This is a genomic window from Goodfellowiella coeruleoviolacea (assembly GCF_024171785.1).
Lineage (GTDB): Bacteria > Actinomycetota > Actinomycetes > Mycobacteriales > Pseudonocardiaceae > Goodfellowiella > Goodfellowiella coeruleoviolacea.
Map to the genome: position 1 here is coordinate 39,440 of NZ_JAMTCK010000027.1, position 21,214 is coordinate 60,653.

At 72.1% G+C, this 21,214-nt stretch carries 19 protein-coding genes; 9 read left to right on the top strand and 10 right to left on the bottom strand.

The window, feature by feature from the left end:
- Positions 1-3: 3 nt before the first annotated feature.
- Together tal and tkt are read right to left on the bottom strand one after the other, a co-directional pair.
- Positions 4-1,119, bottom strand: coding sequence for a transaldolase (gene tal / locus LX83_RS36160; protein ID WP_253780281.1), 1,116 nt, complete (start codon positions 1,117-1,119; stop codon positions 4-6).
- Positions 1,116-3,233 carry a transketolase gene (gene tkt / locus LX83_RS36165; protein WP_253780284.1) on the bottom strand — a complete coding sequence of 706 codons (2,118 nt, stop codon included), beginning with the start codon at positions 3,231-3,233 and terminating at the stop codon, positions 1,116-1,118. Before tkt ends, tal begins: the two co-directional genes overlap by 4 nt.
- Positions 3,234-3,603: 370 nt before the next feature.
- Between tkt and LX83_RS36170 the strand changes: the two genes are divergently transcribed.
- Complete coding sequence (locus LX83_RS36170) at positions 3,604-4,578, top strand: heme o synthase (RefSeq protein WP_253780287.1); 975 nt, start codon at positions 3,604-3,606, stop codon at positions 4,576-4,578.
- An 89-nt stretch (positions 4,579-4,667) separates the two neighbouring features.
- Here the strand turns inward: LX83_RS36170 and LX83_RS36175 are convergent, their stop codons facing one another.
- From LX83_RS36175 to LX83_RS36185, 3 genes are all read right to left on the bottom strand, one after another.
- A complete protein-coding gene (locus tag LX83_RS36175; protein WP_253780289.1) occupies positions 4,668-5,411 on the bottom strand; it encodes an HD domain-containing protein in 744 nt (247 codons plus the stop codon).
- Between the two features lie 150 nt (positions 5,412-5,561).
- Entirely contained in the window at positions 5,562-6,200 is a 639-nt protein-coding gene (locus LX83_RS36180; protein WP_407649760.1) for a hypothetical protein, read from the bottom strand.
- Between the two features lie 5 nt (positions 6,201-6,205).
- Positions 6,206-7,087 carry a hypothetical protein gene (locus LX83_RS36185; protein WP_253780293.1) on the bottom strand — a complete coding sequence of 294 codons (882 nt, stop codon included), beginning with the start codon at positions 7,085-7,087 and terminating at the stop codon, positions 6,206-6,208.
- 615 nt (positions 7,088-7,702) lie between these two features.
- Between LX83_RS36185 and LX83_RS36190 the strand changes: the two genes are divergently transcribed.
- Positions 7,703-8,263 (top strand): FKBP-type peptidyl-prolyl cis-trans isomerase, encoded by a 561-nt coding sequence (locus tag LX83_RS36190; RefSeq protein WP_253780295.1) that lies wholly within the window; start codon positions 7,703-7,705, stop codon positions 8,261-8,263.
- A gap of 74 nt (positions 8,264-8,337) precedes the next feature.
- Here LX83_RS36190 and LX83_RS36195 read toward each other — a convergent pair whose 3' ends face one another.
- Both LX83_RS36195 and LX83_RS36200 read right to left on the bottom strand, forming a co-directional pair.
- The gene (locus LX83_RS36195; protein WP_253780297.1) at positions 8,338-9,312 is read right to left on the bottom strand and encodes a quinone oxidoreductase family protein; all 975 of its coding nucleotides are present in this window, start codon (positions 9,310-9,312) and stop codon (positions 8,338-8,340) included.
- A 119-nt stretch (positions 9,313-9,431) separates the two neighbouring features.
- Entirely contained in the window at positions 9,432-11,111 is a 1,680-nt protein-coding gene (locus LX83_RS36200; protein ID WP_253780299.1) for a DUF885 domain-containing protein, read from the bottom strand.
- Positions 11,112-11,155: 44 nt separating this feature from the next.
- Here LX83_RS36200 and LX83_RS36205 point away from each other — a divergent pair, with 44 nt between their 5' ends.
- The 3 genes from LX83_RS36205 to LX83_RS36215 all read left to right on the top strand — a co-directional run bounded on the left by LX83_RS36205 (position 11,156) and on the right by LX83_RS36215 (position 12,980).
- A complete protein-coding gene (locus tag LX83_RS36205; protein ID WP_253780300.1) occupies positions 11,156-11,485 on the top strand; it encodes a hypothetical protein in 330 nt (109 codons plus the stop codon).
- Positions 11,482-12,408 carry an ATP-grasp domain-containing protein gene (locus LX83_RS36210; protein ID WP_253780302.1) on the top strand — a complete coding sequence of 309 codons (927 nt, stop codon included), beginning with the start codon at positions 11,482-11,484 and terminating at the stop codon, positions 12,406-12,408. Before LX83_RS36205 ends, LX83_RS36210 begins: the two co-directional genes overlap by 4 nt.
- 107 nt (positions 12,409-12,515) lie before the next feature.
- Positions 12,516-12,980 (top strand): GbsR/MarR family transcriptional regulator, encoded by a 465-nt coding sequence (locus tag LX83_RS36215; RefSeq protein ID WP_253780305.1) that lies wholly within the window; start codon positions 12,516-12,518, stop codon positions 12,978-12,980.
- Between the two features lie 67 nt (positions 12,981-13,047).
- Here LX83_RS36215 and LX83_RS36220 read toward each other — a convergent pair whose 3' ends face one another.
- From LX83_RS36220 to LX83_RS36230, 3 genes are all read right to left on the bottom strand, one after another.
- Positions 13,048-14,049, bottom strand: a complete 1,002-nt coding sequence (locus tag LX83_RS36220) for a COX15/CtaA family protein (RefSeq protein ID WP_253780307.1) — start codon at positions 14,047-14,049, stop codon at positions 13,048-13,050.
- A 75-nt stretch (positions 14,050-14,124) separates the two neighbouring features.
- The gene (locus tag LX83_RS36225) at positions 14,125-14,937 is read right to left on the bottom strand and encodes an ABC transporter permease (RefSeq protein ID WP_253780311.1); all 813 of its coding nucleotides are present in this window, start codon (positions 14,935-14,937) and stop codon (positions 14,125-14,127) included.
- Positions 14,937-15,872, bottom strand: coding sequence for an ABC transporter ATP-binding protein (locus tag LX83_RS36230; RefSeq protein WP_253780313.1), 936 nt, complete (start codon positions 15,870-15,872; stop codon positions 14,937-14,939). The genes LX83_RS36225 and LX83_RS36230 overlap by 1 nt, the downstream gene beginning before the upstream one ends.
- A 586-nt stretch (positions 15,873-16,458) precedes the next feature.
- Here LX83_RS36230 and LX83_RS36235 point away from each other — a divergent pair.
- The 4 genes from LX83_RS36235 to LX83_RS36250 form a co-directional block, all read left to right on the top strand.
- Positions 16,459-17,316, top strand: coding sequence for a DUF998 domain-containing protein (locus LX83_RS36235; RefSeq protein ID WP_253780328.1), 858 nt, complete (start codon positions 16,459-16,461; stop codon positions 17,314-17,316).
- Positions 17,313-18,347 (top strand): DMT family protein, encoded by a 1,035-nt coding sequence (locus tag LX83_RS36240; RefSeq protein ID WP_253780316.1) that lies wholly within the window; start codon positions 17,313-17,315, stop codon positions 18,345-18,347. The genes LX83_RS36235 and LX83_RS36240 overlap by 4 nt, the downstream gene beginning before the upstream one ends.
- Complete coding sequence (locus tag LX83_RS36245; protein ID WP_253780319.1) at positions 18,344-19,744, top strand: glycosyltransferase; 1,401 nt, start codon at positions 18,344-18,346, stop codon at positions 19,742-19,744. The genes LX83_RS36240 and LX83_RS36245 overlap by 4 nt, the downstream gene beginning before the upstream one ends.
- 868 nt (positions 19,745-20,612) lie before the next feature.
- Positions 20,613-21,214: DUF222 domain-containing protein (locus LX83_RS36250; RefSeq protein ID WP_253780321.1), on the top strand; the 602-nt coding region annotated here is incomplete at its 3' end.

Consider the following 21,214-nt stretch of genomic DNA (forward strand, 5'->3'; position numbering starts at 1 on the left):
GCGTCAGCTCCCCGCCCCGGCCAGCTGCTGGGTGACCGTGTCGAGCAGTTCCGCCCAGGACTTCTCGAACTTCTCCACGCCCTCGCGCTCCAGCACCGCGTAGACGTCGTCGAGGTCGATGCCCAGCCCCTCCAGGGTCTGGAACACCTGGCGGGCCTGGTCGGCCTTGCCGGTCACGGCGTCACCGTGCACCTCGGCGTGGTCGGCCGCGGCCTCCAGCGTCTTCTCCGGCATGGTGTTGACCGTGCCGGCCACCACCAGGTCCACCACGTAGCGGGTGTCCGGGTAGTTCGGGTCCTTCACGCCGGTGGACGCCCACAGCGGGCGCTGCGGCTTGGCGCCGGCCCGCTCCAGCGCCTTCCACCGGTCGCTGGAGAACACCTCCTGGTAGGCGGCGTAGGCCAGCTGGGCGTTGGCCACGGCCGCCTGGCCGCGCACGGCCCTGGCCTCGGGCGTGCCCAGCGCGTCCAGCCGCTTGTCCACCTCGCTGTCCACCCGGGACACGAAGAACGAGGCGACCGAGGAGATCGAGGACAGGTCGTGGCCCCGCTCCCTGGCCTGCTCCAGACCGGTCAGGTAGGCGTCCATGACCTCCCGGTAGCGCTGCACCGAGAAGATCAGGGTCACGTTCACGCTGACCCCCTCGGCCAGCGTCTTGGTGATCGCGGGCAGGCCCTCGACCGTGCCGGGGATCTTGACCAGCAGGTTGGGCCGGTCCACGGTCTTCCACAGGTCCAGCGCCTCGGCCGCGGTGCGCTCGCTGTCGTGCGCCAGCCTCGGGTCCACCTCGATGGACACCCGCCCGTCCACGCCGCCGGTCGCCTCGAAGGTCTCCCGGAACAGGTCGCAGGCGTTGCGCACGTCCGTGGTGGTGATCTCGCGCACCGCGTCGTGGGTGGACGCCCCGCGCGCGGCCAGCTCACGGATCTGCTCGTCGTAGGCGCTGCCCTTGGACAGGGCCGTGGCGAAGATGGTGGGGTTGGTGGTGACGCCCACCACGTGCTTGTCCCTGATCAGGCTGGCCAGGTTGCCCGAGTTCAGCCGCTCCCGGGACAGGTCGTCCAGCCAGATGGACACCCCGGCCGCGCTGAGTGCGGCCAACGGGTCGTTGTTCGTCATTTGTTTCCCTCCGCTCGCGCGATGCTGCCCGCGCGTTCGACAGAGCGCCGCGCCGCGTCCACAACGGCTTCCGGGGTGAAACCGAACTCGCGGAACAGAGTCTGGTAGTCGGCCGAGGCACCGAAGTGCTCGATCGAGACGATCTCGCCGGCGTCGCCGACGAACCGGTACCACGGCTGGGCGATCCCGGCCTCCACGGCCACCCGGGCCCGAACCGAGGGCGGGATCACCTGGTTGCGGTAGGTCTCGGGCTGCGCGTCGAACCACTCCACGCTGGGCATCGAGACCACACGAGTGGCAACGCCGTCGGCCTCCAGGATCTTCCTGGCCGCCACGGCCAGCTGCAGCTCCGAGCCAGTGGCGATGATCACCACGTCCGGCTCGCCCGAGGAGGCGTCGGCCAGCACGTAGCCGCCCCTGGCCACGCCCTCGGCGTCGGTGCCTTCGAGCACCGGCAGGTTCTGCCTGGTCAGCGCCAGGCCGACCGGGCCCTCGGGCCGTTCCAGCGCGGCCTTCCACGCGAACGCCGTCTCGTTGGCGTCACCCGGCCGGACCACGGTCAGCCCAGGGATGGCGCGCAGCGACGCCAGGTGCTCGATGGGCTGGTGGGTGGGGCCGTCCTCACCAAGGCCGATCGAGTCGTGCGTCCACACGTAGATCACCGCGGACTTCATCAGCGCGCCCAGCCGGACCGCCGGCCGCATGTAGTCGCTGAACACCAGGAAGGTGCCGCCGTAGGGGCGGGTCGGGCCGTGCAGGGCGATGCCGTTGAGGATCGAGCCCATGGCGTGCTCGCGCACGCCGAAGTGCAGGGTCCGGCCGTAGGGGTGGGCGGTCCACTCCTTGGTGGAGGTCTCGGCGGGACCGAACGAGTCCGCGCCCTTCATCGTGGTGTTGTTGCTCTCGGCCAGGTCGGCCGAGCCGCCCCACAGCTCGGGCAGCACGTCGGCCAGCGCGTTGAGCACCTCGCCGGAGGCCTTGCGGGTGGCCACGCCCTTGGGGTCGGGCTCCCAGGTGGGCAGCTTGGCGGCCCAGCCCTCGGGCAGCGAGCGGCCGATCAGCCGGTCCAGCAGGGCCTTGCGCTCCGGGTTGGCCTGCGCCCACTGGTCGAAGGCGCGCTGCCACTCGGCCTTGGCCTGCTCGCCGCGGTCGATCACCTTGCGGGCGTGCGCCAGCACCTCGTCGTCGACCTGGAAGGTGCGCTCCGGGTCGAACCCGAGGATCTTCTTGACCTCGGCGACCTCGTCGGCACCCAGGGCCGAGCCGTGCGCCTTGCCGGTGTTCATCTTGTTCGGCGCGGGGAAGCCGATCACGGTGCGCAGCAGGATCAGCGACGGCCGGTCGGTCTCGGCCTTGGCCCGCTCCAGCGCGGCGAGGATCTCGGTGACGTTCTCGCCACCCTCCACCACCTGCACGTGCCAGCCGTAGGCCTCGTAGCGCTTGGCGGTGTCCTCGGACAGCGCGATGGCGGTGTCGTCCTCGATGGAGATCTTGTTGTCGTCGTAGATCACCACCAGGTTGCCCAGCCGCTGGTGGCCGGCGATCGAGGACGCCTCGGAGGTCACGCCCTCCTCGATGTCCCCGTCGGAGGCGATCACGAAGATGTGGTGGTCGAACGGGCTCTGTCCGGCCGGGGTGTCCGGGTCGAACAGGCCGCGCTCGCGGCGGGCGGCCATGGCCATGCCCACCGCGGAGGCCAGGCCCTGGCCCAGCGGGCCGGTGGTGATCTCCACGCCGGGGGTGTGCCGGTGCTCGGGGTGGCCGGGGGTCTTCGAGCCCCAGGTGCGCAGCGCGGCGATGTCCTCCAGCTCCAGCCCGTACCCGGACAGGTACAGCTGGATGTAGAGGGTCAGGCTGGAGTGACCGGCCGACAGCACGAACCGGTCACGACCGATCCAGTCCGGGTCCCTCGGGTCGTGTCGCATGACCCGCTGGAACAGCGCGTAGGCGGTCGGCGCCAGGCTCATGGCGGTACCCGGGTGGCCGTTGCCCACCTTCTGCACCGCGTCGGCGGCGAGCACTCGGACCGTGTCGACCGCGCGCTTGTCTAGCTCGGTCCAGTCCTCGGGAAGGTTGGCCTCGGTCAGCCGGGTGAGATCGTCGGTGACGGACACGGACGCAGCTCCCACTTCTCACGTAAGGCGGGGGATCGGGTACCAGCGTGATCACTCACACGAACGAGGGCATCTCGATCGATCCCGTTGGTTCGCGATCGACGCTCCCCCGATCCGACCCGCTCGTTGTCCCTCGTCCGAGGCCAGCCTAGTCCGACATGGACGAACGTGTGATCCCGCGCGGCCACGGACGGGGGACTGAGTGACGTCTCACGGCGCGCCCGCCGCGGACCCGGCCGGCCTTCGGTTGAGTAGCGCGGCTACCATTCGCTACGGCCAGGTGAACAGGACCGGGCAGGCTGCACGTGCCAGGTTGTGTGTGCTGCCAAGTTGTGTGATGGCCCAATCCCACAAGACCCCGAGGAGCGAGATGTCGTCGGTGAGCGCTGCGCGCGGCGCCGTCAGCGGCACCGCCGACACGTCGGATGGCGACACCCCCCGTGGTCGGCGTGGGCCCGGCGAGTTGGTCAGGACCTATCTGGCGCTGACCAAGCCCAGGGTCATCGAGCAGCTGCTGGTGACCACGATCCCGGCCATGCTGCTCGCCCAGCGCGGTGTGCCCAGCCTGTGGCTGGTGCTGACCACGCTGATCGGCGGAACCATGGCCGCTGGCAGCGCGAACACCCTCAACTGCGTGGTGGACGCGGACATCGACGCGGTGATGAACCGCACCAAGGCCCGGCCGCTGGTTACCCACGCGGTCGGCCGGCGAAACGCCCTGGTGTTCGGCGTGGTGCTGGGGCTGGTCTCGTTCGGCTGGCTGTGGCTGACCACCAACCTGCTGTCCGCGGCGCTGGCCGTGGCCACCATCCTGTTCTACGTCCTGGTCTACACGATGGTGCTCAAGCGGCGGACCGCGCAGAACATCATCTGGGGCGGGGCGGCCGGCTGCATGCCGGTGGTGATCGGCTGGTCCGCGGTGACCAACAGCCTGGACTGGCCGGTGCTGGTGATGTTCGGGGTGATCTTCTTCTGGACCCCGCCGCACACCTGGGCGCTGGCGATGAAGTTCCGCGAGGACTACGAGCGCGCCGGCGTGCCCATGCTGCCCGTGGTGGCCACCGCCACCCACGTGTCCAGGCAGATCGTGATCTTCACCTGGGTGCTGGTGCTCTGGTCGCTGCTGCTGGCGCCGGCCACCAGCTGGCTCTACCTGTCCATGGCCGTGCTGGCCGGCGGCTGGTTCCTGGTGATGGCGCACCGGCTGCACGCGGCCGTGGTGCGGGGTGAGAAGACCAACCCGATGAAGCTGTTCCACCTGTCCAACACCTACCTGGTGCTGGTGTTCGTGGGACTGGCCGTGGACTCGGTGCTCGGTCTGCCGGTGCTCGGCTGGCCCTTCTGAGGGCGCGGCCGACCGCGCCGGCACCGCCGCCCGGCTGACCGGGCCGCGATCGCCGCCCACCCACACGCGCGGCGGGCGGCGACGGGTGGCTAGCGGCCGCCGCTGGCGTCCACGGCCTCGATCAGCTCCTCCACCGTGGGGTCGTCGAGCGCCTCCACGATGCACTGCCACAGTTCGAGGTTGGCCAGGGCCCACCGCGAGTAGGTGGCCGCGGCCTGCGGGTTGTAGAAGTAGTAGCCCTCGTCGTGGATGCCGCGCTGCTCACCCACGATCTTGGTGGCCAGCTCGCGCAGGCTGACCCCGTTCTCCACCAGGTAGCGGTGGGCCAGCACCACCGGGGTCACCGGCAGCGCCTTGAACAGGGTGTCGGCGTCGCTGAGCGCCTGGGCCTCCAGGCAGATGTCGCGCTGCCGGTCGCGCATCTCCGCGGCGCACACGACCGCGTCGATCCGCTCGGCCGCGCGCGCGCCGACACCGGCCTCGGCCAGGATGTCCATGCGCAGGTCGCGGCCGGCCCTGGCCAGCGAGTTGCGCCGGACCATGTAGTTGACGTCGTGCACCAGGGCGGCCACCTCGACCACGCGCACGTCGGCCCCGTTGTGCCTGGCGAAGCCCACGGCCTTGTCCCGGACGAAGCTCACGTGGTGCCAGCCGTGGAACGGCAGGTTGGCGGCCAGCTCCTGGCACAGCCGCCACACCCGCGCCTCCACCGCGGTGATGGCCGACTGCGTGATCTCGTCGGTCCGGGCGTGGCCCGACGTCGTGGTGCGACTCGCGGTGCTGGGACGTGCCGTGGTGAGGCTGCTGCCAGTGGTGTGACTTTCCCCGTACATCTCGTACCCTCCGATCACCGCCGGGCGGCGGAGCGAAGGACGAGCGTAGAGGCGGGGAAACGGCTGTTCGGTCGGACAAACCGGCCAGCGGGCGGCGGGCGGGGCCGGCAGGGGATGGCCGCTGGGCGCCACCCCCTGTCCGGGGTGGCCCTAGAGCCGGTCGATCAGCTCGCCGAGGCGGGCCTCGACCGGCACGTGCCGCCGGCTGGTGCGGGTCTCCGGGTCGAACGACAGGCTCCACGACGTGACCGGCCGCGACTTCACCAGGAACGTCATGGTGCCGTTGCTGACCACGGGGATGCGGTGGAACTCGTGGGACAGCAGGGAGCCGGTGGCACCCGCGTGCCAGGTGCTGCTGTGGGTGCGCGTGGCGGAGTTGACCCGCTGCCCGCCCGCGTCCAGTTCCACGGCGAACCGCTCGTGCACGTAGGAGCCGTACAGAATCGTGGTGCAGAAGTGGTACCGGTGGTTGTGGACGGAATCGGCGTAACCGGGCCGCCAGTCGTGCCACGGTTTGTACTCGTGCAACCACAGGGAGAAAGGATCGCCGGGTTCGTCCTGGAGGCACCAGGCGAAGTGCGTGGTGGTCTCCCGGGATCGGGCGATCATCGCCGCGGCGCGGTCAGCGGGCAGTTTTCGGAGATAGGACCGCAGTTCCGCGCGCAGCGCGGGGTGCTGTGCCCATCTTCGGAACCACCGATCCACGTCGGTCCAGGTACTGGAATCGGACACATCGATCTCGCGAATTCCCCGAGTCAGTTCGGGTAGGGCGGAAAGGCCAGCGAGCACCGTGATCAGCTCCCCAAGTCGGCTGAAGTCGAGAACTCTCGACGGAAGTTGTGGAACTTGCTCTCCAGGGCGGAGAGACCATCAGTGGACAGAGGAGAGCCGGTGATCTTCTCGAACAACGTCAAGAACTCCTGCCGGCTGGTGTCCGGTGTGATGACGAAGTGGTGCGCGGTGCGGGAGTTGGAGATCCGCAGGAACTCCGTCCGCTCCATGTTGTAGATGAACGAGCCCTCGGAGAACCGCAGTGTTCTCGGGTAGAGCGTGGGCTCGCCGGCGGTGTCGCTGTAGAGGGTCAGCCAGACGCTGTCGTCGAACATCTCCAACCGGTCCAGCGGGGGATCGGACACCACGGTCACGTCCACCCGGCTGCACCTGCTGCGGGCCAGGAACAGGCCGACCAGGCCGGTGCTGATCTCGTCCTGCAGGCGTTCGTGCACGGCGTCGTAGTCGTTCTCGGCGCCCTTGTGCCGCAGCAGGTGCCTGGCCCGGCCGCTGACCGCGTTGGGGTCGCGCGGGTTGGCCACGATCGCGCGCAGTTCCCACTCCGCGTGGGACAGCAGCAGCCGGGCCGCCGCGTGCCGTCCGGAGAAGCCCCGGAAGAAGTACTGCCGGGTGCGGTGCAGGTCCTGCATCATCAGGTGGTTGAACGCCGGATCGGGTTCCGCGGTCGGTTCGAAGACGTGGGTGGGGAAGAACTCCCGGTCCAGTGCGCGGTATTCGGCGCTCAGTTCTTGCAACGCCCGCCGGCTCTCTTCGATCAATGGCGCCACCAACGCCCGTTGGGACGCGGTGGCGGTCACCAGGGTCTGGCCGAAGCTGACCACCGCGGAGACCATCGTGCCGGTGCCCACCGAGAGAACGAAGTTCTTCAGCGGGCTGGGATCCATGATGGACGAAATGGCGAGGCTCGCACCGGAAGTGACGATCAGGAGCAGCAGCAGCAGACCGGTTCTGGTCCAGAAAAGCTCTTGTAGCGGATTGTTGCGGATGCCTTTGGCGTCCGCGGGCACAGGGGTCACCTCCTTGGCTGACACCTGAACGGATGAATATCTTTTACCGTCGCTCAGGTGTGCGGAGTTACTGTACGCGGGGCACCTGAGATGCGGAAGAAGCATTTCCTGGAATGTTACGGGGTCGCTGTTGATGTTTCCCCGAACATTCCGAGACAACGGGAATCTTGCTGCGTTCGGGGGACGTTTTCGGCGGAATTCGCCGGCGCGGGCGGCCCGGTCGCCCCGCCGGGTGCGGCCCGACGGCCTCACCCAGCGCCCCCGGTCTGGTCCGTTCCGGGGGCCGCCAGTGAGCCGGCACACCCCGGTATGGCCGCCGGTGTTCCAGATGGTGAGCGGGTTCGTCCCGGCCAGCAGGAACTCCGGGGTGGCCGCCGGCTGGCCCGCCGCGCCGTCCCGGGCGGCGCAGGCACTCCCGCGTGCCCCGGGTGAGGCGCTGACCAGGGCGGGTGTTGATCGGCTCCGGTGACCGGTCACGTAGGCTCGGTGACCATGCGTAGACCGCTCCGTGCCGGTTTTGTCCTGATGGCCGCGCTGTCGCTGTCCCTGACCGCCTGCGGCGGCTCGGGCAACACCAACAGCGGCACCTCGGCCAGCCCCACCGCCAAGTCCTCGTCAGCCGCGCAGAAGCCGCCGTGCACGGTGGACGCGGTCAAGGTGTCCGGCGCGGCCGGGCAGAAGCCGGTGATCACCATCCCGGACAACTGCTCGCCGCCGCAGCAGATGCTCACCGCCGACCTGACCGCCGGGTCCGACCCCGCGGTCAAGCAGGGTGACCACGTCGAGGCCAACTACGTGCTGGTGACCTGGTCGAACAAGAAGGAGGTCGACTCCTCCTGGGAGAGCAGCCCGCCCAAGCCGCTCGCCCTGGACAACATCGGCCAGGCCAGCGTGATCCCGGCCTGGAACGAGGGGCTGATCGGCATGAAGCAGGGCGGCCGGCGGCTGCTGGTGGTGCCACCCGCCAAGGGCTACGGCGAGAAGGGCACCGGGCCGATCAAGGGCAACGAGACCCTGGTCTTCGTGGTCGACATGGCCAAGGTCGGCGCCTGACCGGCCGCTGACCACCACCGCGTGGCGTTCGGGTGGGCACCGGTTGCGGTGCCCACCCGCCGGGTTCCGGCCGCTCAGTGCGGCAGCAGCACCAGCTTGCCGGTGGTGCGCCGGCCCTCCAGGTCCTCGTGCGCCCGCCTGGCCTCGCTGAGCGGGTAGCGCCCGCCGACGCGCACCGACAGCGACCCGTCGGCGACGGCGTCGAACAGCTCCTTGGCCCGCCAGTCCAGTTCCGCCCGGTCAGCGGCGTAGTGGGCCAGGGTCGGCCGGGTCAGGAACAGCGAGCCGCCCGCGTTCAGCCGCTGCGGGTCCACCGGCGGCACCGGCCCGCTGGACGCGCCGAACAGCACGAGCGTGCCGCGGGGCCGCAGGCTGGCCAGGCTGCCGTCGAACGTGGTCCGGCCCACCCCGTCGTAGACCACGGCCACGCCCTGGCCGTCGGTCAGCCGCCGCACCTGCTCGGTGAAGTCGACCTCGGTGTACCGGATCACCTCGTCCGCGCCGGCCTGCCGGGCCAGTCGCTCCTTCTCCTCGGTGGAGACCGTGCCGATCACCCGCGCGCCCCTGGCCTTGGCCAGCTGGATGAGCAGCAGGCCCACCCCACCGGCGGCGGCGTGCACCAGGATGGTGTCCCCGGCCTGGACCGGGTAGGTGGACGCGACCAGGTAGTGGGCGGTCATGCCCTGGAGCATGATGGCTGCGGCGACCTCGTCGCTCACCCCGTCGGGCACGGCCACGGCCTCGGCGGCCCGCACCACGACCTGCTCGGCGTAGCTGCCCGGCGCCTGCTTCCAGGCCACCCGGTCGCCGACCGAGAACCCGGTCACCTCCGGCCCGACCGCGCTGACCCGGCCCGCGCCCTCCAGGCCCAGGCCGAACGGCAGCGGCAGCGGGTACAGCCCGGAGCGGTGGTAGGTGTCGATGTAGTTCACCCCGGCCGCGCCCACCTCGACCAGCAGTTCCCCCGCGCCCGGTCGGGGCTGGTCCACCTCGACCAGTTCCAGCACCTCGGGACCACCCGTGCTGCTGACCCGCACTGCCTTGGGCATGCGCTCCTCCTCAGACACTCCTGCGACACGATCTCGTCGTGGGTGGGCAACCGCTGGGCGCCCGTCCGTGTTCCCACCCGGCGCCGTCGCCGACGGTCGCGGCGCGGCCGGGCCGGCCGTCACGAGCCCAACGCCACCCGCCGGGCCAGGCCGAGAGGCAGCGCGCCCGACCCGGCGATGGTGTCGTGGAAGGACCGCAGCACCGCGTTGCCGCCCCGGTCCCCGCCCGGTGCCCGGCTACCCGCGTTGGCCGCCAGGTAGTCGGCCCGGATCTGGTTGATCTCCAGCGCGCCGGTCAGGTAGGCCGGGGCCTGGGTCGGCCACGCGCAGTACCGGCTGACCTCGGCGGCGGCGGTCTCCGGCGGCAGCGACGCCTTGCCGCTCATGTGCGCCTCGGCCTGCTCCACGGTCATGTCGCCGCAGTGCAGCGCGGTGTCCACCACGATCCGGGCGGCCCGGAAGATCCGCGCCTCCAGGTGGCCCAGCTGCTGGCCCAGGTCGGTGAAGAAGCCGTGCTCGGCCAGCAGTTGCTCGGCGTACAGCGCCCAGCCCTCGGAGAAGTACGGCGTGCGGAACACCTTGCGGACCGTGCGGGGGTTGCCGGCCAGCCAGGACAGGTGCCAGTGGTGGCCGGGGTAGGCCTCGTGCACCGCGATGGTCACCAGCTGGCTGCGCGAGTTGCCGCGCAGCCGGGCCCGCACCTGCTCCTCGGTGTGCCCGTCCGGCGGGTACGGCACGAAGAAGTGGCCCACCCGCGACGCGGGCGCCAGCGGCGGCGGCGCCAGGTAGGCGGGCACCGCCAGCATGGGCCGCTGGAACACCGGTGCCGGCACCACCCGGCACTGCTCGCCCTCGGCCAGGGTGACCAGGCCGTGCTCGACCAGGAACGCCCTGGCGCGCTCGGCCGTGGCCGCGTACTCCGCGCGCATGGCCTCCAGGGTGGGCGGGTGGTCGTCCTGCAGGTCGGCCATGGCCCGGTGCCAGTCGGTGGGCTCCCGGTCGCTGGTGCGCGGCAGCCGCGCGGCCAGCTCCCGCATCCGCTGGTCGAGTTCCTCGTAGGCGGCCACGCCACGGCGGTGCAGTTCGGCCGCGTCGTAGCCGAGCAGCTCCCGCTCGGTCAGCAGGGTCGAGTACAGCCGCTCACCCATCCGCCAGTCGCCGCGCGCCCGGGTGGCGAAGTCGGTGAGAAAGCCCACCAGCTCGTCGAACGCCTCGGCCGCGGGTTCGGCCGCCGCGGCCAGCCGGGCCCGCAGCCGCTCGTCCGCCACTTCCGCGGGCAGCGTCCGGGTCAGGAAGCCCCGGGCGGTGCGGGCCTGGTCCAGGGCCCGCCGCACCAGCAGCGGCGCGGCCAGGTCGGGGTCCAGGTTGCGCCGGCACTCGGCCAGCACCCCGGGGACCTCGGCGAGCCTGGCCTCGGCCGAGGCCACCAGCTCCGGCTCCGGCCGCAACCGGTGCAGGAACGCGTTGAACAGCGTGGTGAACACCGGCCGCAGGTAGACCACGGGGTCGCGGCGCCACTCCGGCCAGCCCGCCATGGCCCGCTCGCCGCGCAGCACCGCCACGAGCAGGTCGCGGTCCACCACGTCGGCCGGGTCCACCCCGTCGGTGGCGGCCGCGTCCAGCCTGGTCAGCCACTGCGCTGCGGCCTGCTCGCGGGCGGTGAAGCCGGTGGCGGAGAAGTCACCGAGGGTGTGGTCGTGCGCGAGCGAGCCCAGCGCGGTCGCCACCGCCGGGTGACTGTCCAGGTACCAGTCGAGAAAGCCGGACACCAGGTCGGCAAGGGCAGTTCGATCTGTCACAGGAGCGAAACTAGTGCCCCCGCCGGCCGATTAAGCTTCGATGCGTGGCAGATCAGGATGCGTCAGACACCGAGACGACCACGCCCGGCGCGCCCCCGCGCGCGGTGCGCACCGCGACCGAGTTCGTCGCCGCCCACGGCGCGCCAGCCCGTGCCGTGGTGGAGCGCCTTGGCCGGGCCGGCGCGCGGGTCGTGCTGGTCGGCGCGGACGGCGCGCTCGGCGACGTGGTGGTGCCCGACGTCGCCACCGGCGAGGCGGTCTGCGCGGCCGTGCCCGACCTGAAGCTGACCGAGTGGGACCGGGACACCACGGCCGCCGTGACCATCGGCGCTGAGCACCGCCGTCGCATGGCCGGCCCGAGGGCACGCCGATGAGCCTGACCGCCGCGACCACCGCCGCACCACCCGTCAGACCCGGTCCGCCCACGGTGGTGCTGGCCAGCTGCCGGGACCTGCCCACCGGCGACGGTGACGAGAGCGCGCTGCTGCCCGCGCTGGCCGAGATCGGCGTGCACGTGGAGTGGGCCGCCTGGGACGAGCGGCCCGAGCGGTTCGACAGCGCCGACCTGGTGGTGCTGCGCGCCACCTGGGACTACCCGCAGCGCCGGGACGAGTTCCTGGCCTGGTGCGACTCGGTGCCGACGCTGGTCAACCCGGCCGAGGTGGCCCGCTGGAACACCGACAAGAGCTACCTGGTCGACCTGGCCAGGGCCGGGGTGCCGGTGGTGCCCACCGAGGTGGTCGCGCCGGGTGAGACGCCCCGCTGGCCGCTGGGCGAGTTCGTGGTCAAGCCGGCCGTGGGCGCCGGCTCCCGAGGTGCCGCGCGGTTCGCCGAGGACACCCACCAGGCCGCCGCCGACCACCTGGCCGACCTGCACGCGCGGGGCGGTGCCGCCATCGTGCAGCCCTACCAGCCCTCGGTGGACGTGGAGGGCGAGATGGCGCTGGTCTTCTTCGCCGGCACGTACTCGCACGCGTTCGCCAAGGGTCCGATGCTGCGCCGGGACGCGGCCACCGACGGCTCCGGCCTGTTCGTCACCGAGCGGCTGGCCCCGGCCGAACCCGACCCGGCGCGCCGGCGGGTGGCCGAGGACGCCATGGACGCGGCCAGCCACCTGCTCGGCCTGCGCCGCACCGACCTGCTCTACGCGCGCGTGGACGTGGTGCGCGACCACAACGGCCGGCCCATGGTCCTGGAACTGGAGCTGACCGAGCCCTCCCTGGGCCTGCGCCAGACCGACCCGGCCGCGGCACTGCGCCTGGCCTCGGCCATCCGCGCCGCCCTGACCCAGCGCTGACCCCGCCCGCCCACCCGGGTGTGCGGGGGCTCGCCCCACCCGTCGATCTTCGATACGCTCCTCTCACATTGCGTGTTCAGTGTGAACTGAAGTCGATCGGAGGGGTCGTGAGCGTCGAACGGGAGACTCGGCTGTCCGCCTGGGTCGAGCGGGTGGCCGCGCACTTCACGCAGGAGGGCATCCCGCTGATCGGGGGCCGGATCATGGGCTACCTGCTGGTGTGCGACCCGCCGGAGCGGACCGCGGCCGAGCTGTCCGAGGAGCTGGAGGCCAGCAGCGGCTCGATCAGCACCAACCTCAAGCTGCTGGTCAACATGGAACTGGTGACCAAGAAGACCAGGCGGGGCCGGGACGCCGCGCTGTACCGGATCGACGAGAAGCGCTGGGCCGACATGGTGCAGCGCCGGCTGGACGCCATGATCGGGGTGCGCGAGCTGACCAGGGCGGGCATGCAGTTGCTCTCCGGTGACCCGCACCGCGCCCACCGGCTGCGCACCGTGGACGAGCTGTACACCTGGCTGGCCGGTGAACTGACCGAGCTGTGGGAGCGCCGGCCGCAGCCACCCCGCTGACCCGTGCGCGAGGACCCGTGAGCGCGGCGGGCCGACCCGAGCGCGGCCGAGTGCCGGTGCGGTGCGGTCAGGCCGAGATCGGCGTGCTGTCGACCCGCTCGGCGGCCACGTCCTGCTGTGCGGCGGCCGGTCCCGCCGGCGGGGTCGGGGCGGGCACCGGCCCCCGGTCGCGGCAGGCCACCCACACCGCGGTGGTGGCCATCACCACCAGGGTCGCACCCAGCACGTGCAGCACGACCATCACCTCGGGCACCCCGGCCAGGTACTGGACCATGCCCAGCGCGCCCTGGGCCAGCACGACCGCGACCAGCACCCAGTAGCTGCGGCGCAGCGCGGTGTGGGCGGCGACGGCACGCAGGGTGAAGCCCAGCGCGACCAGCATGCCCAGGTACACGAACAGCAGGTCGGCGTGCAGCTGGGCGAGCGAGGACACCGGCAGCTCCAGCCGGGGGGTGTCGGCGTCGCCGCCGTGCGGGCCGGCCGCGGTCACCAGGGTCCCGGCCACCAGCATCGCGTACAGCACCACCACGAACACCCAGCGCAGCGCCAGCAGCGGGCGGGGCACCAGCGGCCGCGGTGGCTCGTCGCCCTCACCCACGGCCTTGACCAGCAGCGCGGCCAGCCAGATCAGCACCATGGACGGCAGGAAGTGCAGCGCCACGGTCCACCAGACCAGGCCGGCCAGCACGGTGATGCCGCCCACCACGGCCTGGACCACCACACCCAGCGGCATGGTCAGCGACAGCAGCAGCACCCGGCGCCGCCTCGGCCTGGCCAGCAGCGCCGCGATGAAGCACAGCGCGCCGGCGATGCCGACCACGCCGAACAGCAGGCGGTTGCCGAACTCCACCCACTGGTGGAACGCGCTCAGTTCGGGGTGGGCGACCGGCACCCAGCTGCCCGGCACGCACTCCGGCCAGGTCGGACAGCCCAGTCCGGACCCGGTCACGCGAACCACCGAACCGGTCACCGAGACCACGGAGTTCGCGACCAGCGCGGCGATGGCGAAGCCGCGCTGCAGCCGGACGCTGGGGGAGGGGAGACGGGACAACCACGACGAGCCGGGCACGGGCCGATGGTAGGTCGCACCAGCTGAGAGCCGGTGCCCGGCCACCCCCAAGGGTGACACCGGTCTCACCGACCGTCAGGTGAGCCTGGTGGTGCGGGAGGCGACCAGCGCGCCGACCGCGGTCCAGGCCAGCAGGGCGACGACCGGCTGCCAGCCGGGCGCGGCGGCCTCGGCCAGCGCCGCCTGCAGGCCGTTGACGAGCGCACCCGAGGGCAGCCACGCCACCAGGTCGGTGGCCCAGCCGGGCAGCGTGCCCGGTGCCAGGGCGATGCCGCCGACCATGAGCAGCACGAACCACAGGACGTTGGCCAGCGCCAGCACCAGCTCCGCCTTGAGCGCGCCGCCGACGAGCACGCCCAGCGCGCCGAAGGCCAGGGTGCCGAGCAGGACCAGCGGCACGGTCCAGGCCAGCCCCACCAGGGTGGGCTGCCAGCCGAGGGCCAGGGCGATCGCGCCGAGCACGACCAGCTGCACCACGACCACGAGCACGGCGGCCACCAGCCGGCCGGCCACCAGCAGCCAGCGGGGCAGCGCGGTGGCGGCGAGCCGTTTGAGCACGCCGTAGCGGCGGTCGAAGCCCAGTGCGATGGCCTGTCCGGTGAACGCCGAGGACATCACCGCCAGCGCGAAGATCCGCGCGGTGACCGAGGCCACCCGGGGCTCGGGCATCGGCAGGACCCGCAGCAGGCTCAGGCCGACCAGCAGGGCCGCCGGGATCAGCAGGGTGAGCAGCACCTGTTCCCCGTTGCGCAGGGTCAGCCGCGCCTCGGTGCGGGCGTGGGCCAGCAGCATCCGGCCCAGTGCGCCACGCCCGGGGGCCGGTCGGAACGTGCCCCGCTGGAACCTCGCCGCCTGCGCCACCCGTTCTCCTTGCACCTGGCTGTTCATCAGCGAAGCTCCCGGCCGGTGAGTTCGAGGAACACGTCCTCCAGACTGCGCTTGGCCACGTGCATCTCCTCGGCGAGCACCCCGTGCTGCGCGCACCACGCGGTGACGGTGGACACCACCTGCGGGTCGATCCGGCCCTCCACCAGGTACCCGCCCGGGGTGATCTCGCGGACCGCGCACCCCTCGGGCAGGGCGTCGCGCAGCAACCGCACGTCCAGTCCGGTGCGGGCGCGGAAGCGCAGCTGCTGGTGGTCGCTGTCGCCGGCGGTCAGCTCCGCCGGGGTGCCCGCGGCCACCACCTGGCCGCGGTCCACGATCACCACCTGGTCGGCCAGTGCCTCGGCCTCGTCCATCAGGTGGGTGGTGAGCAGCACGCTCACCCCGTCGGCGCGCAGCGCGGTGACCAGGTCCCAGACCAGCCGCCGGGCCTGCGGGTCCATTCCGGCGGTCGGCTCGTCCAGGAACACCAGCTCGGGCCGGCCGACCAGGGCGCAGGCCAGGGACAGCCGCTGCTGCTGCCCGCCGGACAGCCGCTTGTAGGGGGTGCGCCCGGCCGAGGTCAGGCCGAGGGTGTCGAGCAGCCACCCGGGGTCGATGGGATTGGCGGCGCACGCGGCGACCAGGCGCAGCATCTCCTCGGCCCGCACCCCGGGGTAGGCGCCGCCGCCCTGCGGCATCACCCCGATCCGGGGTCGCAGGGCGGAGCCCTGGGCGAGCGGGTCAAGGCCGAGCACGCGGACGGTGCCGGCGTCGGGGCGCAGGAAGCCCTCGCACACCTCGACCGTGGTGGTCTTGCCGGCCCCGTTGGGGCCGAGCAGGGCGAGCACCGAGCCGCGGTCGACGACCAGGTCGAGCCCGTCGACGGCGACCGTTGATCCGTAGCGCTTGACCAGCCCGGACACCTCAACGGCGGTGTGCTGCTGGTTCGAACTCACGGGCCGACAGCCTAGGGCGTGGGCCTGCCGGCCCGGTCGGCAGCCTGGCCGCACCGGGCGGGGTGTCCGGTCGCGGACCACCCGCCGCACATGTCTGACGCGGTCGATTCCGTCAGATATGCCCGGACTGGCCCTGACATCGCTGGTGGCCGGGGCCCTGCCGACGTGGCCGGGCTGGGAGAACATGAATTGATGTCATGATTTTTGGTGTTCCGGACAGGGGTGACCGGATCTGTTTCTCCGTTTGTCGGGATGTTGTTTGTCCGACGCCGTCGGTGTTTCACCCGAACGTGTCATTGCGAGCCTCGAAACAGCCGCGCCGCGATAGGCCTGAACGGGCTCGCCGGTCTGGTCCGACCTGCCGTTCGCATTTCGTTGGGGCCCTGTTCACCGCATTGATTTCCGGCGGCTTACCGCTCGATGCGTGGGAGCTGTCAGCGTAGACAACAGCTGCCGGCATGGTCGCTGACCTGGCCGGTGGCCAGGCGAACCCGGTCCGCCACTCAGGGGGAGATCAGGGTCGAGCCAGGGTTGTTCCCGATAGTCCGAGCAGACCGTTCCGGCACAGGATTGGGGCGTGGCGGAGATGAGGGAAGCCAACAAGCCGAGGGCGGTGCCGTTATCCGGTGCCCACCGGCCCGTCGACGCGGATAGCGGGGCGGTGATCGAACGGGAAAGCGCCGATCCGGTCGCGGTTTCCGCGCGCCGCGTCTCACCCTTTTCCGCCTTTCTCGCGATCACCGGCGCGGCCCTGTGCCCGCTGCCCGTGGTCTACCTGCACATGTCCTCCAGCGGTCAGATCAGTCCGGTCGACCTGACCGTCAGCGACTACGTGTCGGTCCCCCACGGCGGCGAGCTGCTCGCGGTGAGCATCCTGTCCCTGGTCGTGTCCTCGCTGGCGCTGCTGGCCGGCCTGGCCGCGAGCGCCGTTCCCCGGCTGGGGGCGGTGCGCGCCCTCTGCTACGCGTGGTGCCTCGGCCTGGTCACCGCCCTGGTCTTCCCCACCGACCCGATCGGCAGCCCGATCTCCTGGATGGGCGTGGTGCACCGGTACGCCGGCGGCATCTTCTTCGCCTGCGTGCCGGTGGCCGGCTGGCTGCTGCACTCCCGGTTCCGGGAGAGCCCGCACTGGAGCGGCGTGGCCACCACCACCAGGCGGCTGGCCATGGCCAGCGGCGTGATCAGCGTCGCGTTCCTGCTCAGCCACGTGCCGGCCACCCTTCCCGGCCTGCCCGGCGCCGAGGTGATCGGGCACGTGCTCCAGCGCGGCGTGTGCGAACGCGTGCTGCTGCTCACCAACATCTGGCTGATGCTGGCGCTGGGCGTCCACCTGCTGCGGCTGGCCAGGGACCACCAGCACACCGGCGTCCGGTGGGCGCCGGCCGGCCCCGGTGAGACCGGCGGCGAGCCGCACCACCCCACTGCCGGGGGGTGGCGGCGATGACGCTGGTCGTGGGCGTGCTCCTGGCCACGCTGGGTGCCGCCGCCAACGCCGTGGCCGCGCTGCTGCAGCACAACGCGGTGCGCGCCACCGCCGAGCAGAGCGCACTGCGCCTGGCCGCGCTGCGCCGACTGCTGGCGAACCGCCGCTGGCTGGCCGGACTGGCCGCGCTGGTCACCGGCGCCGGCCTGCACGCGATCGCCCTGGGCCTGGCACCGCTGACGGTGATCCAGCCGGTGGGGGTGCTCGCCCTGGGGATGACCGTGCTGCTCACCGCCAAGGCCACCGGCGTCCGCCCGAGCCTGCCCGTGGTGGTCGCGGCCACCGCGAGCACCACCGGAGTCGGCGCGTTCGTGGTGCTGGCCGCGGGCAGTTCGGTGGACACCCCGGTCACGCCGTCCGCGGTGGCCGTGGCCGCGCTGCTGGGCACCGGGGCGGTCGCGGTGCTCGCCGCACTGGGCGCGGCCGGCGGGCCACGCCTGCGCTGCCTGGCCTTCGCCACCTGCGGCGGCGTCTCCTACGGCCTGGTGTCGGTGCTGATGCGCGCGCTGTCCCAGCAGGTGCGGGCCGTCGGCCTGGACCCGGCGCTGCTGCTGCCCGCCCTGGGCATCGCCGGCGCCCTGCTGGTGGGCGGCTGGTTCATCCAGTACGCCTACGCCAGCGGCCCGCCCGAGGTGGTGGTGGCCTGCCTGACCGTGGTCGACCCGCTGGTCGCGGTGGCCGTCGGGGTGGGCCTGCTCGGTGAGGCCGCCAACACCGGCCCGGTCACCGCCGGCCTCCAGGTCTGCTGCGCGCTGCTGGCCGCCACGGGCGTGGTGGCACTGGCCCGCCACCAGGTGCACCAGCCACCCGCCGGCCCCGACCCGCACGGCCCGGGTGGCCCCGGCGCCCCGCGGCACCCCGGTCCGGCGGTGGACAGCCCCACCGGCCGCGAACTCGATCTCGTCACCACCCACAGCGCGCCGTCCCACAGCGCGCCGTCCTACAGCGCGTCTTCCTACAGCGCACTTTCCTACGATGGGAGAAACCTGTGAGCCCGTCCTCTGTGTCCGGTGAGCGACCACTGCGGATCGTCATCGGCGCGGACACGTTCCCGCCCGACATCAACGGCGCGGCGCGCTTCGCCCACCGGCTCGCGTTCGGCCTGGCCGGTCGAGGACACGACGTGCACGTGATCTGTCCGTCCACCACGGGACCGGCCAGCACCGAGCGCGTTGACGGGGTCACCCTGCACCGGCTGGCCGCCCGCCGCACGCCGTTCCACCCCACGTTCCGGTTCTGCCCGCCCTGGCAGGCCAGGCGCGGGGTGGAGCGGGTGCTGGCCCAGTTGAACCCCGACCTGATCCACATCCAGGCGCACTTCCTGGTCGGGCGGGCACTGGCGCGGGTGGGCGTTGACCGGGGCCTGCCGGTGGTCGCCACCAACCACTTCATGCCGGAGAACCTGTTCGGCTTCGTGCACATGCCCGACCGGCTGCGCACGGCCGCGTCCCGGTGGGCCTGGCGCGACCTGATCTCGGTGTACCGGGACGTCCGCGCGGTGACCGCGCCCACGCCGAGGGCCGTGGCCCTGCTGCGCGACAACGGCCTGCGCCACCAGGCCACGGCCGTGTCCTGCGGGATCGACCTGAGTCGGTACGCCGCACCGACGCCGGTGGACCCGGTGCCGGCAGCCCCGGTGCCCGCCGAGCGGGCGACCGTGCTGTTCGTCGGCCGGCTGGACGAGGAGAAGCGGGTGCCCGATCTGCTGGGCGCCGTGGCCATGGCGCATCGCCAGGGCCGGCTCGCCGGCCGGGACCTGCGGGTGGAGATCGTGGGTGAGGGCAGCCGCCGGGCCAGCCTGGAGGCGCTGGCCACCCGGCTGGGCATCCGCGACCGGGTGCGCTTCCTCGGGTTCGTCGACGAGGACGAGCTGGTGGCCGCCTACCGGCGTTGTGACGTGTTCTGCATGCCTGGCGTGGCCGAGTTGCAGAGCCTGGTGACCATGGAGGCGATGGCCGCGGGCAAGCCCGTGGTCGCCGCCGACGCCATGGCCCTGCCGCACCTGGTGCGGCCCGGCCGCAACGGCTGGCTCTACCCGCCGGGCGACGTCCAGGCACTGGCCGACCGACTGGTCGAGATCCTGACCGACGACCAGGCGCGCGCCCGGATGGGTGCGGCCAGCCGGGACATGATCGCCGCGCACGACGTCAACACCACGCTGGCCACGTTCGAGGCGCTGTACCGCCGGGTGCTGGCCGCGGGCGAGCCGGTCGAGGCGCCCGCGGGGGAGCCCGTCGGCGAGCAGGCCCCGGAGCCGGTTGCCGAGCGAGTCCCGGAGCCGGTCGCCAAGCAGGTGATCGAGTCGGCCGCCGGTCAGGTGTCGGGCTCGGCCGCCGGTCAGGTCCCGGGGGCGACGCCGGTGTCCTCGGCCGAACTCGACGCCGCCTGACAACAGGCCTGACAACAGCCCTGACAACAGACAGGATGTGGCGCGGAACAGCCGTCCGGGGCGGGCACGCGGCAGCTCGACGCGGGTCCACTCCGGCGGTGTGCGGTGCGGGCGTGCGTGGTGCCGGTGCTGTGCGGGCGTGCGGGCGGGCGTGCGTGGTGCCGGTGCGGTGCGGGCGTGCGGGCGTGCCGGCGTGCGTGGTGCCGGTGCTGTGCTGCGGCTGGCCCGGCATTGTGCGCCCAGCGGCATGCGTGTGGCAACGAGTTGTCCACAGGGGCCGGAGGTTATCCACAGGCTCGCGTTCGACGCTGTCGTGGTGGGGGTGGGGTGGATAGGCTGGTCCAGGGGACGCCCCCCTGGGTGGGCGGGGGCTGCGCTCAGGGGCTGCGCAAGGGGGCGGTCGGGGCCGGTCTTGGGTTGGGCGTTGGAGCTGCACGAGGGGCCGTGCCGGGGGCTGGGCGTGGAGCTGTGCCGGCGGTGGTGTCGAGGGGCTGTGCCCAGGAGTTGCGCCGAGGGGTCGGGGCAGGTGGGCCGTTGTTGATGGGGGTCGACGGTGGCGTGCCGTTGGCAGTGGGGTGCCGTCTGGCAGTGGGTGTCGTTGGGTAGGCCGGAGGCGTGGTTGGCCGGTGTCGGGCGTGCGGCATTCACGTGGATGCTGGTTGACGTGGGCGGGCGGCGGGCGACGTAATCGGTTGCCTTGAGAAATGAATGACCAGTGTGGTCCCGTTGGCTGCTGTTCCGACTGCAGCCAAGACTTCCGCATATGCAGGTCCCGTCGATCCCGGGTTGCCCTTCTGCCGTCAAGTCGCAGGGATAGAACACCCGTTCGAGTGATGAAAAGGGTGGGTGGGCTGCCTAACCTGGACATATGCAGGGGGAAACCGGGGGGCTGCTCGACACCATCGTCGAGTACACCAAAATGATCAACATCATCGAGGGCCTACGCATACAAGCCCTCGCCGAATACAAACACACCCACGAACAGCCGGAATTCGCCGCCGCCGAACTCGCCGTGGCCGCACGCTGGACCCAACACCACGCCAACGCGCAGTTGTCCTTGGCGACGGACCTGGTCACCCGGTTGCCGGCCACCCTGGCGGCATTGCAGGCCGGGACCATCGACACCTACAAGGCCAAGATCCTGTCCGAACTCACCCTGCCCCTCGACCTCGAACAGGCCCGGCAGGTGGAAGCCGAGATCCTGGCCAGAGCGGCCGAGCAGAACAGCGCCACCCTGCGCCGCCGCACCCGCGAAGCCGTCCAGCGCATCGACCCCGAGGGCGCGGAGCGGCGGCACCGCCACTGTGCCCAGGACCGGGCGGTGCGGTTGCAGACCTGCGACAACGGCATGGCCGAACTGTCCGCCTACCTGCCCGCCCACCTGGCGTTGGCCGTCTACGACCGGATCAGCACCGCCGCCTGCCAGGCCCGCACGCCCGACGACCAGCGCACCGCCGACCAGCGGCGGGC

Bases quoted from the DNA above. Each gene is read 5' to 3' on its own strand.
- LX83_RS36195 (WP_253780297.1), bottom strand. From the start codon at position 9,312: ATGCCCAAGGCAGTGCGGGTCAGCAGCACGGGTGGTCCCGAGGTGCTG.
- LX83_RS36190 (WP_253780295.1), top strand. From the start codon at position 7,703: ATGCGTAGACCGCTCCGTGCCGGTTTTGTCCTGATGGCCGCGCTGTCG.
- LX83_RS36185 (WP_253780293.1), bottom strand. From the start codon at position 7,087: ATGGATCCCAGCCCGCTGAAGAACTTCGTTCTCTCGGTGGGCACCGGC.
- LX83_RS36210 (WP_253780302.1), top strand. From the start codon at position 11,482: ATGAGCCTGACCGCCGCGACCACCGCCGCACCACCCGTCAGACCCGGT.
- LX83_RS36225 (WP_253780311.1), bottom strand. From the start codon at position 14,937: ATGAACAGCCAGGTGCAAGGAGAACGGGTGGCGCAGGCGGCGAGGTTC.
- tal (WP_253780281.1), bottom strand. From the start codon at position 1,119: ATGACGAACAACGACCCGTTGGCCGCACTCAGCGCGGCCGGGGTGTCC.
- LX83_RS36175 (WP_253780289.1), bottom strand. From the start codon at position 5,411: ATGTACGGGGAAAGTCACACCACTGGCAGCAGCCTCACCACGGCACGT.
- LX83_RS36170 (WP_253780287.1), top strand. From the start codon at position 3,604: ATGTCGTCGGTGAGCGCTGCGCGCGGCGCCGTCAGCGGCACCGCCGAC.
- LX83_RS36235 (WP_253780328.1), top strand. From the start codon at position 16,459: ATGAGGGAAGCCAACAAGCCGAGGGCGGTGCCGTTATCCGGTGCCCAC.
- LX83_RS36240 (WP_253780316.1), top strand. From the start codon at position 17,313: ATGACGCTGGTCGTGGGCGTGCTCCTGGCCACGCTGGGTGCCGCCGCC.